Origin of the sequence: uncultured Cyclobacterium sp. (assembly GCF_963976465.1) — a bacterium.
In the GTDB taxonomy this organism is placed as follows: Bacteria; Bacteroidota; Bacteroidia; order Cytophagales; family Cyclobacteriaceae; genus Cyclobacterium.
The window spans coordinates 1-10549 of sequence record NZ_CAXBOC010000152.1 but is presented as its reverse complement, the minus strand read 5'-3'; the positions used below and the strand labels follow the sequence as shown (position 1 = coordinate 10549).

Here is a 10549-nt window from a genome sequence, read left to right as displayed (position 1 = left end):
CACCAAAAAAAGATAACCCTATTCCTTTTTTTAATAAATTAAGAACGATGGCAGATCGGTTTGGCTTAGAGCAATGCCAAATGGGCTTTTCCAGGGATTATGAAATGGCCATTGATTGTGGTTCAACGCGGCTTAGGATTGGAGGAGCAGTTTTTAGTGGCTTATAGAAGTAATTATGATTGAAAAAAAGTACCTGATAAAAACTTTCTATTATCCGTCAGTCCTTATTTCAAGATGGTTTTCTGATAGGATGGTCAGTCATTGGGTGCTTTTTGATAACAGAATCTGGAATGTAGTTGGATCCTTAGCAATGGTGGAAGCTTTGTACAGGTCTGGAAGAGTTAAATATTCAGAAGACTTGTTGGAAAACCTTATTTCTCATTTTGTCGAAAAAAATAAATTTATCCCAAATTATAAAGAAAAACACCTGATTGCCAAAAAAGTAAAGCCTGCTTTTTCGGTTTCATTTAAAGATACTCTCGAATTATTTTTAAACTTAATGTATCCCTTGGGATTAAAACCCTTTTTAGCTTTTGGGACTTTACTGGGGCATGAGCGGAATAAAGGCTTTATTCCATGGGATTTGGATATTGATTTGGGTATTATTGATGATAATATCGATTTTAATCTGCTGGTTTCGGCATTGAAAAAATCCCCATTTAAAATTTTAAAGTGCAGTCATTCGACTGTCCCTTTTAAAATAAAGTGCAGGTTAAAGGGTGGTCCGGTAGTAGAATTGGTGCTTTTTGTAAAGCAAGGAGAACATTTTATAACTTATTCAGAGATTTTCGGGGAAGTTGTAGAAAGAAAGCGATGTTCCTTCGCACTAAAAAAATCCACCATGGAGGGTGTTTCGGTTTATGTGCCTGCGAATGCTACCCGTTTCCTTGAGGAAAACTATGGTGACTGGCGGAATCCCAGGTCAATTCATCATTTTCTTTTTGATAGTCAATTGACTGATTTTAATAGCTCTCTTGTAAGGGTATGTGCAAAAAAGTATTTTTTTGAGTTGCTATCTAATGGAGATCAAAAAAAATGTCGGCATTACTTGACCTTATTTAAAACAAAGTATCCTGAAGAAAAATTTTGGAAAAAAATAGGAAATAAATTAACCCAACAGTTGAAATGAAAACCATATACGCTAAAATGGTTGCAGATTTGCTCCATCCAGGTCATATTTCTTTCTTAAAACAAGCAAAAAGTCTGGGAGACAGGCTGGTTGTTCATGTAGTTTCTGATGAGCGAGTTCGTCAAGTAAAACGCTGTCCGATAATGAATCAATCAGAAAGAGCTATCATGTTAGCATCATGTAAATATGTAGATGAAGTAAGGCTCGATGGCCCCAGAGAGATTGACGATGGATTTTTAATTCAAAATGGGTACGACTTATTTGCTTATGGTTATGTGGATGACAAAGAAATGGAAATCAAAGCTAAAGAATACCGAAACATACCTGAGCACAAAAAGAGAGTGATTCCTTATTCCCATCATATATCTACCACCCTGATTATTGACCGTATCCGCAAAGGCCTAAAAGAGCATTGAATTTCCTGGATCAATTGATTAATAATGCGAATGAATGCCATCTTATACCCTTTTTCAATTGTGGTTTAATGTTGATCTGCCGTGGTGGAGAATCCCAGCCAATTAAGAGCTATTTCCGACTTCACCATAGAGCTACATTTCTTCAGTATTTAAAAGGCTTGTTTTCTTGCGTTTATTTAACCTTTCCAAGAGTTGACAGGGCTACTATGGGTAAAAATACCATAGACTAATTGGATGGGTTTTTTACAGCCCCATTCGGTATTGTTATGAATTTTTCCTGAAGTAAACGTCTGGCCCTTGGTTTTCTAATGAATAAAACTTTAAACAGTTAATCTGAAGACAAAATATTTAATAAGGCAGTTAATTTGAATGCCTGAATTTTGGTTTTGTGCAATGCTATAAAAATAAGTTATATTTACACCCTTATTTAAGCGAATGCCTAATAATATTACTGACAAGGCATATATAAAAAACTACTCATGAGAATTGCACTAAAACCGATTGGTTTGGGGGGACTCCTAATTCTATTAATGTTTTACTCGGCTTCTATACCAGCTATGGGGCAAGTAAAAGCACTAGAAGGTAAAATCATATGCATAGACCCCGGACATGGAGGTACAGCTGCCACTGATTCTTATAGGGTAGGATCTTCAGGTGAAAGAGAGGAATGGATTAACCTTAGGGTTGCTTTGCTGCTTGGGAAGATGCTGGAGGGGGCTGAGGCCAAGGTTGTACTTACCAGGAACACGGACACTTTTATTCCTTTGGCTGAAAGAAGCAAAATAGCCTTAGAGAATAAGGCGGATATTTTTATTTCTATACACCACAATGCCACGGCCGACCCCAAGGTGAATTTCCCAATTATTTATTTTCATGGCAGTGCGGAAGAAAATCAGGCAAGTGTAACATTAGGAAAGGAAGTTGCAGAAAAGTTGGTCGACCAACTATTTAAAGGAAAAGGCCCTTATAGTTTGGTTTCAGATTTCACCATATTTTCTCAATCAGGATCAAGTGTGCTTAGAGGAACTTATGGCATCCCCGGTATTATTGGAGAAGCTTCATTTTTCACTTCCCCGAAAGAAGAAAAGAAGCTTAAACAATCGGAATACAATCAAAAGGAAGCCCAAGCTTATTTTGAGGCAATTGCTTCGTTCTTTGCCTCTTCGGAAATAGCTCCCATTGCAGAAAAAAAGGATCCTTCAGAAGTCGTTCCATTCAAAGTATTTCAAGAAGCTGAAAGGATGCGCCCCGAAGCCAAAGCTTGGAAAGCCAACTTTTTGAAAGGAAAAAAACTTTTAAAGAAAGGTGGTGATCAAAGATTGGTTGAGGCTTTTGAACTATTGACATTATCAGCCAGGTCTTTTCCGGATTCTTACGTTGCCAAAGCATGTCATGAACTAAGGGTGGAAATCCTCAAACAGCAAAATAAAGAAGAAGCAGTAAAAATAGAAGAAATGCGAATTAGGTATTTTTACCCTTAAGTCTACCTTGGGTCGATAAAGCGCATAAAGGAGTGAGGATTGCTGCAAAGGAGCTTTAGTTAAGCTCCAATTGCAATTGTTGGATTACAATTTCCAATTCACGATTTACGACACCAATTTTTGCGTCTAGTATTTCTAAGGTACTTTCGCTTTCAGCCAATCTTTCTATCTCTCTTATGATTGGCATTAATGTGGTGACTTTGATATTATCGATACTTGGCTTTATCTGGTGTGCAAGGTTACGGATGGTGGCGTAATCTTTTTGATCAATAGCCTGATTGAAACCGGTAATGGTAGTTTCAGCTTGGCTGATAAAAAGTTTTATCATCTCATGGATAAACTCTTGACTACCCCCACTAATTTCTTCTAAATTAACTAAATTGTATAGTTTTTCTTGGCTTTGATCCATTGTTTTCTAAGTATAAATTTGTTTGTAAATATAAAATTTGCTTTGAAATAACCGAATAATCTTATTCTAAGTTTTTTTACAATATCCCAAAAAAATAGCTTTAAATTGCGCCCTAATAAACAAAATCAGGATTTAATTATTTTTATTCATGTCAGATTTGAATCATTATTCCAAGATTGCCACTGAGTTAGGTGTTCGAGAAAAGCAAGTAATCAGTACGGTCAATTTACTGGATGAGGGTGGAACAGTACCTTTTATTTCCAGGTATAGAAAAGAAGTCACCGGAAGTTTGGATGAGGTGCAGGTAGCAGCTGTCAGAGATAGATTGCAACAGTTAAGGGATCTGGACAAGCGCAAGGAAGCCATAATAAAATCCATAGATGAACAAGGTAAATTAACAGATACATTGGCCGCCAAAATAAATGCTGCGGAAACAATGTCCGTTCTGGAAGATATTTACCTACCCTACAAACCCAAAAGAAGAACCAAAGGTACCATCGCCAAAGAGAAAGGGCTTGAGCCCTTGGCGCAGTTGATTTTTGAACAAAATTCAATTGATTTAGACAAGTCCGCGGAAGAATACCTCAGTGAAGAAAAAGGGGTGGCTTCTATAGATGAGGCCTTGAATGGAGCAAGAGATATCATTGCTGAATGGATCAATGAGGATGCAGAAATTAGGAAAAAATTAAGGCAGCTATTTATTGAAGAAGGAGAGTTTGTATCAAAAGTTATTCCCGGAAAAGAAGAAGAAGCCATCAAGTACAAAGATTATTTTGACTGGAGAGAACCTGTCAAAACCGCTCCTTCTCATAGGGTTTTGGCCATGAGAAGAGGAGAAAAAGAACTTTTCTTGATGTTGGATACCGGGCCTGATGACCTAACGGCCACCAAAATTATTGAAAAGGCAGTTGTTAGAGAAAACAATACCTGCACTGATCAGGTAAGGTTGGCAGTGAAAGATGGCTATAAAAGGTTGCTTAAACCATCTATGGAAACAGAAGTGAGGCTATATGCCAAGAAAAAGGCGGATGAAGATGCCATTAAAGTTTTCACAGAAAACCTTAGACAATTATTGTTGAGCTCTCCTTTGGGAGAAAAATCTGTATTGGCCATAGACCCAGGATTTAGGACAGGGTGTAAGGTTGTCTGCCTGGGCCCCCAAGGTCAGTTTCTTCAGAATGAAACCATCTTCCCCAATGAGCCACAGAAGAAAACCATGGAATCCGGGGCCTTGATCAAACACATGGTGGCAACACATAAAATTGAGGCAATTGCTATAGGTAACGGAACAGCAAGTAGAGAAACAGAAAGCTTTGTAAAAAACATTGGTCTTCCTAAAGAGGTATTGGTGGTCATGGTAAATGAAAGTGGAGCTTCTATTTATTCTGCATCTGATGTGGCTAGAGAAGAGTTTCCGGATTTTGATCTTACTGTAAGAGGGGCGATTTCTATAGGTCGCAGGTTGATGGATCCTCTGGCAGAATTAGTAAAAATTGATGCCAAGTCCATTGGAGTGGGCCAATACCAGCATGACGTGGATCAGACTGCATTAAAAAATTCCCTAGATGATACGGTAATGAGCTGTGTAAACGGTGTAGGGGTAGAGGTAAATACAGCTTCTAAGCAATTGCTAACCTATGTTTCCGGTCTTGGACCATCTTTGGCACAGAACATTGTTGCCTATCGCAATGAAAATGGCCCTTTTAAAAGCAGAGCAGAGATTAAAAAGGTGCCAAGGTTAGGAGAAAAAGCTTTTGAGCAGGCTGCCGGATTCTTGAGAATCCGTAATGGAAAGAACCCATTGGATAGTAGTGCCGTTCATCCTGAGCGATATGCTTTGATCAATAAGATGGCAAAAGACATGGGAGTATCTGTAGAAGAACTGCTGAAGAAAGAGGAGTTACTTCAGAAAATCCCTCTTAAAGATTATGTCAATGAACAGGTGGGTTTGCCTACCCTCAAGGATATTCTTGAAGAGTTGGGGAAACCGGGTAGAGATCCTCGAGAAAAATTTGAGGTTTTTCAGTTTGAAGATGGAATCAATGAAATGAAAGACCTCAAGGTAGGGATGAAACTGCCGGGCATTGTTACCAATATCACCCAATTTGGGGCTTTTGTGGATATAGGTGTACACCAAGACGGCCTGGTTCACCTAAGCCAAATGGCAGACAGGTTTATCAAGGACCCTAAGGAAGTTGTGGCTGTCAACCAAAAAGTAATGGCGACAGTAATGGAAGTGGACTTGCCTAGAAAAAGAATTGGCTTAAGTCTCAAGTCCGATCCTTTCGCGAGCAATACCTCCTCGGGTAGTAGAAGAGAAAGACCTCGAAGAAAGCAACAAGGAAACCAAAAAGTAGCCGAGGAAAGTATGGAGGATAAGCTTGCGCTGCTAAAAAAGAAGTTTGGAAAATAACCTCTTTTCAAAATATTATCTGCCTTTAAATAGGGAAAAGCCTGTGAATTTATTTTCACAGGCTTTTTTCATACCTATGCCTCAATTTTATTCAATAGTAATAGGTTAATTAAAATAACATTTATATTTTCGTATTGTTCATTAAATAAACATATTGAAATATGAGAGACCTACACAATATTAGTTTTACGACAAAAAAATTGATGTCCGGCAACCTACAAGTTAAATTTAATATTCAAAATGCTGTGAAGCCATATTATGGGTATTTGTTAGTGAATCAGGCCTTATCTGATGAAGAGATAATGGAAGAAATAAAATTGAGGTTAAATTTGCGCGAGCAATCTAAAATGGACTTATTGAAATTCACTTTCAAAAACCAATGGAAAGATGATCATCAATTTTATCTCTATTCTGCATGAGTTTTCTAGGGAGTAATATTAAGGCATTACGTAAAAAGTCAGGTTTGACCCAAACTCAACTGGCTGAAGAGCTAGGTGTTCAACGAACCATGATTTCTGCCTATGAGGATGGGAGATCCGAACCAAGGCTTTCAACATTGCTTACCTTGACCAATATTTTTGATGTTTCAATGGACGAGTTGACAAGTTGGGATATTGCTAGCAAAGGGCGTCAATTTCTCCAACGAGAGAAGTTAAAGATTCTTACCGTTACCTTGGGTCAAGATGAGCAGGAAAGGATTAGCATGGTGGGTAAAAAAGCTTCCGCCGGCTATCTTAATGGATATGCAGATCCGGAGTATATGGAGAATTTACCCAATTTTAGGCTGCCTAATTTGGATGGCAATCAAACCTACCGGGCTTTTGAAATAAGTGGTGACAGCATGTTGCCCTTGATGCCGGGAACAGTTGTCGTGGGCGCTTATCTAGAAAGTCCTATGGAGATTAAGAATGGTAAAACCTATGTGTTGGTAACCAAAAACGACGGAATTGTCTATAAAAGGGTTTTTAATTACATTGAAGAGCGAGGTAAATTATTTGCTGTTTCGGATAATCAAACCTACAAACCCTACGATATCTCCATTCAGGATGTAATGGAAATATGGGAAGCCAAGGCATTTATAAGCTCACATTTTCCAGATCCCACTCCATCAGCCCCGGTTTCTCTGGAAGAAATAGGTAAAATGATTTTAGAAATTAAATCAGATATCAGAAAAATATCCAACCACTAATGCCTTGAAAAATCATAGGAGCTGACTCAGTGCATGTTCGATTTTTTTCTTGGCATCGAATGATGGATCAAGGTTGATAATGCCTTTCTCAAAGTTATGCCAAATCCCATCCCCACAATCCAAATACCTGCCATTTTTCACGGGTTCATCCTCCATGGCTACACCATAATCGTAATCAGGAATGAAAATGAGTGAGGCAAGTTCCCTTCCTCTTTCCCAGGCCATTTCTTTTTGTTTCCCATTAATATTAAGTAATACCTTTCTTACGGAAAACTTGTAAACGATTTCAACCATCGTTTTTTGTTCTTTCTTAATTTCCAAATACCTAATTTGCATGGGCGCCTCTTTCTTGCTGACCTCATAAATGGCTTGAATGAAATCTTGACAAGTAAAGTACCAATCTTCTTGGTTTAATGGGATGTCACGAATCAACTTTCCATGAATGTCCTTTGCCAATAACTTAATGCCACCTTTTTCCCCGAGGGTTTTCAGGTTAGACCATTTGGACGAAGAGTAAAACTTTTTGAAGATACCTTCCCAAAGCTTGGGGATTTCACCCTTATAACTATAGTCATCTGCCATGGTAAAACCTTCATCAACGATTTCTTCAGGAGTCAAGGTTTCCCTATCGGTATATTGAATATTAAATTGGGTATTTACAAAGTTCTTGCTGAAGGAGAGCTTCAACTTAAAAATATGACTAAATGGAGGAGGTACCTCTCCGGTGATAAAATCAATTTCCAATCGTACAATGTCGTCTGATTTTAAATGCATATTTTTTATTTCTTTTTAGAAAAACAAAATTAAGGCTTAATACTAAAAATAAGAGATAAAATTGAGAATTTCACCCCCACATATTTTTTTAGGCTTATTCAAGATTTATTTGGGAGCACAAATGAAGAATATTTAGAATATTAGGCGACATTTGATTCATGGATGAATGGGAAAAAAAGAATAAGATAATAGTAGAAGATCTTTATGACAAAGGTTGGTGTGTCTTGGATAACTATATACCCGAAGAATTCAGGAAGGAGTTGCTCAAGGAACAGAGAGAATTGCTTATGCATGGGCAATTTAGGTTGGCCGGGATAGGAAAAGGAGAGTCTTTTGCCATAAAACCTGAAATTAGAAGTGATAAAGTCCTGTGGATGGATGAATCCCTCCTGACACCCCTACAGGAAGTTTATTGGAATAAGATGGAAAAATTGAGAACAGCAATCAATCAACGCTGTTATTTAGGGCTTAAATCTTTTGAAGCCCATTTTGCCATGTACCCTCAGGGTTCATTTTACCTCCGACACCTTGACCAGTTTCAATCTGTAAGTTATAGAATTGTGAGTGTGGTGTTGTATTTAAACGAAACTTGGGATGAATCGGATGGCGGGGAATTAAGGATGTACTACACCAGACCTGACGGGATAGAAGACTTTCAGGATTTCTTACCTTTGGGCGGAAGGGTAGTCGTCTTTTTAAGTGGAGAGGTTCCGCATGAGGTATTGCCGACAAACAAAGAAAGAATAAGCATCACCGGATGGATGAAGGATAGGGAATGAAAACATTATAGTGCTACTGAGGTTTATTATTCATTTCCCGAATACGCATGGGCATTGAATCAATGGTAGAAAAAAGCAATGGCCAGTTAATATCATTGCCGGATTCCTGTAATTTGGATCCACCATCTTTTCCTATCAACACGTAATTACCTTTATCGGTACCTGACCCGTACAGCTTTTGCAATTCTTTTTGATGATTTTTTGTAAAGGTATACTGGGAATTACTCTCCAATTCACCTCCAAAATAAAAATAAATCAGATCACGTTCGACAAGGTCTTCCTGAATCGCATCCGCTAAATCCAATCCTTTGGCATTTTTATCAGAAGGAAATACCAATAAAACCCTATTTTTCCACTGCAGGTCTTTAATTTCTATGTTGGTTTGAGAATTGGTACTTGCCATAATCAAAAGAAAAGTGATCAGAATATCCATGTTTTGTGCATTTTGACTTGAAAACACAACTCATATCATGAAAAATTGTTCTGATCACTTTAAATTGACCGCTAATCTGCGACAATAATCGCTGGACTGAGTCAAGTGTTTGGTTACCAATAAGGAATCCGATAGCCAGTTTAACTGATACTGGAACCTGGATTGGTGGCTTCGTGAGGATTTAATAATTTTAGTTTCCCTTCAGCATCTTCCGCCATCAAAATCATTCCTTCAGATTCAATGCCCACCATCTTTTTGGGTGCCAAGTTTAATAGCATTGTCACTTGACGTCCAACCAAATCTTCAGGCTTAAATTGCTCTGCCACACCACTTAATACTGTTTTGATACCAATTCCCGTATCTACTTTTAGTTGAAGAAGTTTCTTGGATTTTTTGACTTTAATTGCCTCAACAATGGTGACTACTCTTAAATCTAATTTCATAAAGTCATCAAAAGACACGATGTTTTTCATTGGAGCGGCTTTGTATTTGGCAGCTTCATTTTTCTTTTTACTGTCCAAAAGTTTTTGAATTTGCGCTTCGACAGTACTATCTTCAATTTTTTGGAAAAGCAAGGCTGCTTTATTTATGGTCTCTCCTTCTTTTATCAAATTCATTTGACCGGCTTTTTCCCAATTTAAGTTTTGAAGACCAAGCATGCCTTTTATTTTCTCGGAGGTAAAAGGCAAGAATGGCTGAGATAAAATGGAAAGGTTGGCAACAATATTTAGCGCAATATTTAATATGGTAGCGGTTCTTTCTTCGTTGGTCTTGATGGTTTTCCAAGGCTCCGTTTCTGCCAAGTATTTATTTCCTGTACGGGCAAAATCCATCATCAATGATAGGGCTTCTCTAAACCTGTATTTCTCTACCGATTGCGCAATTTTATCAGGATACTCCCCTAAGGTACGGATAAGTTCTTCATCGACCGGTTCTAAACCATGGTGTTTTGGAACCTTGCCTCCATAATACTTGTGGGTTAAGACAACCGCACGGTTGACGAAGTTACCGAAGATAGCGACCAGCTCATTGTTGTTTCTGGCTTGAAAATCCTTCCAAGTAAAATCATTGTCCTTGGTTTCAGGGGCATTTGCGGTCAATACATAACGTAAAACATCTTCCTGTCCGGGAAATTCTTCCAGGTATTCATGCAACCAAACAGCCCAGTTTTTAGAAGTAGATATTTTCTGACCTTCCAAATTTAGAAATTCATTGGCAGGTACATTTTCCGGCAAAATGAAATCTCCTAAGGTTTTTAAAATGGCAGGGAAAGTAATGCAATGAAATACAATATTGTCTTTTCCAATGAAATGAACCAGTTTGGTGTCCTTGTCCTTCCAATACAATTCCCAGTCCTTTCCTTTTTCTTTGGCCCATTCTTTTGTGGAGGAAATATAGCCAATAGGAGCATCAAACCAAACATACAAAACCTTGCCCTCGGCTCCGGTGATAGGCACCGGAATACCCCAATCCATATCTCTGGTCATGGAACGTGGCTGAAGCCCGTCACCCGTCTCTAGCCAGCT

11 protein-coding genes are annotated in these 10549 nt (G+C 38.2%); 7 read left to right on the top strand and 4 right to left on the bottom strand.

What is annotated here, in order from left to right; translation table 11 throughout:
* Nucleotides 1-175: 175 nt before the first annotated feature.
* The 3 genes from AAC037_RS10340 to AAC037_RS10330 all read left to right on the top strand — a co-directional run bounded on the left by AAC037_RS10340 (nt 176) and on the right by AAC037_RS10330 (nt 3026).
* Nucleotides 176-1129 carry a LicD family protein gene (locus tag AAC037_RS10340; RefSeq protein WP_339902923.1) on the top strand — a complete coding sequence of 318 codons (954 nt, stop codon included), beginning with the start codon at nt 176-178 and terminating at the stop codon, nt 1127-1129.
* Nucleotides 1126-1545 (top strand): adenylyltransferase/cytidyltransferase family protein, encoded by a 420-nt coding sequence (locus AAC037_RS10335; protein WP_339902922.1) that lies wholly within the window; start codon nt 1126-1128, stop codon nt 1543-1545. Before AAC037_RS10340 ends, AAC037_RS10335 begins: the two co-directional genes overlap by 4 nt.
* 479 nt (nt 1546-2024) lie before the next feature.
* The gene (locus AAC037_RS10330) at nt 2025-3026 is read left to right on the top strand and encodes an N-acetylmuramoyl-L-alanine amidase (RefSeq protein WP_339902921.1); all 1002 of its coding nucleotides are present in this window, start codon (nt 2025-2027) and stop codon (nt 3024-3026) included.
* Between the two features lie 55 nt (nt 3027-3081).
* Here AAC037_RS10330 and AAC037_RS10325 read toward each other — a convergent pair whose 3' ends face one another.
* Entirely contained in the window at nt 3082-3435 is a 354-nt protein-coding gene (locus AAC037_RS10325) for an Hpt domain-containing protein (protein ID WP_339902920.1), read from the bottom strand.
* Nucleotides 3436-3583: 148 nt separating this feature from the next.
* Here AAC037_RS10325 and AAC037_RS10320 point away from each other — a divergent pair, with 148 nt between their 5' ends.
* The 3 genes from AAC037_RS10320 (at nt 3584) to AAC037_RS10310 (ending at nt 7037) form a co-directional block, all read left to right on the top strand.
* Nucleotides 3584-5848, top strand: coding sequence for a Tex family protein (locus AAC037_RS10320; RefSeq protein ID WP_339902919.1), 2265 nt, complete (start codon nt 3584-3586; stop codon nt 5846-5848).
* A 161-nt stretch (nt 5849-6009) separates the two neighbouring features.
* The gene (locus tag AAC037_RS10315; protein WP_339902918.1) at nt 6010-6267 is read left to right on the top strand and encodes a hypothetical protein; all 258 of its coding nucleotides are present in this window, start codon (nt 6010-6012) and stop codon (nt 6265-6267) included.
* Nucleotides 6264-7037 carry a LexA family transcriptional regulator gene (locus tag AAC037_RS10310; RefSeq protein ID WP_339902917.1) on the top strand — a complete coding sequence of 258 codons (774 nt, stop codon included), beginning with the start codon at nt 6264-6266 and terminating at the stop codon, nt 7035-7037. Before AAC037_RS10315 ends, AAC037_RS10310 begins: the two co-directional genes overlap by 4 nt.
* Nucleotides 7038-7049: 12 nt before the next feature.
* Here the strand turns inward: AAC037_RS10310 and AAC037_RS10305 are convergent, their stop codons facing one another.
* Nucleotides 7050-7811 (bottom strand): hypothetical protein, encoded by a 762-nt coding sequence (locus AAC037_RS10305; protein ID WP_339902916.1) that lies wholly within the window; start codon nt 7809-7811, stop codon nt 7050-7052.
* Between the two features lie 158 nt (nt 7812-7969).
* On the opposite strand from AAC037_RS10305, the gene AAC037_RS10300 reads away from it, so the two are divergent.
* Nucleotides 7970-8590, top strand: coding sequence for a 2OG-Fe(II) oxygenase (locus tag AAC037_RS10300; protein WP_339902915.1), 621 nt, complete (start codon nt 7970-7972; stop codon nt 8588-8590).
* A gap of 13 nt (nt 8591-8603) precedes the next feature.
* Here the strand turns inward: AAC037_RS10300 and AAC037_RS10295 are convergent, their stop codons facing one another.
* Together AAC037_RS10295 and metG are read right to left on the bottom strand one after the other, a co-directional pair.
* Entirely contained in the window at nt 8604-9023 is a 420-nt protein-coding gene (locus AAC037_RS10295; RefSeq protein ID WP_339902914.1) for a DUF4174 domain-containing protein, read from the bottom strand.
* A 140-nt stretch (nt 9024-9163) separates the two neighbouring features.
* On the bottom strand, nt 9164-10549 hold a 1386-nt coding region (gene metG / locus AAC037_RS10290; protein ID WP_339902913.1), incomplete at its 5' end, for a methionine--tRNA ligase subunit beta.

Bases quoted from the DNA above. Each gene is read 5' to 3' on its own strand.
- AAC037_RS10325 (WP_339902920.1), bottom strand. From the start codon at position 3,435: ATGGATCAAAGCCAAGAAAAACTATACAATTTAGTTAATTTAGAAGAA.
- AAC037_RS10295 (WP_339902914.1), bottom strand. From the start codon at position 9,023: ATGGATATTCTGATCACTTTTCTTTTGATTATGGCAAGTACCAATTCT.
- AAC037_RS10320 (WP_339902919.1), top strand. From the start codon at position 3,584: ATGTCAGATTTGAATCATTATTCCAAGATTGCCACTGAGTTAGGTGTT.
- AAC037_RS10340 (WP_339902923.1), top strand. From the start codon at position 176: ATGATTGAAAAAAAGTACCTGATAAAAACTTTCTATTATCCGTCAGTC.
- AAC037_RS10330 (WP_339902921.1), top strand. From the start codon at position 2,025: ATGAGAATTGCACTAAAACCGATTGGTTTGGGGGGACTCCTAATTCTA.
- AAC037_RS10335 (WP_339902922.1), top strand. From the start codon at position 1,126: ATGAAAACCATATACGCTAAAATGGTTGCAGATTTGCTCCATCCAGGT.
- AAC037_RS10305 (WP_339902916.1), bottom strand. From the start codon at position 7,811: ATGCATTTAAAATCAGACGACATTGTACGATTGGAAATTGATTTTATC.
- AAC037_RS10310 (WP_339902917.1), top strand. From the start codon at position 6,264: ATGAGTTTTCTAGGGAGTAATATTAAGGCATTACGTAAAAAGTCAGGT.
- AAC037_RS10300 (WP_339902915.1), top strand. From the start codon at position 7,970: ATGGATGAATGGGAAAAAAAGAATAAGATAATAGTAGAAGATCTTTAT.
- AAC037_RS10315 (WP_339902918.1), top strand. From the start codon at position 6,010: ATGAGAGACCTACACAATATTAGTTTTACGACAAAAAAATTGATGTCC.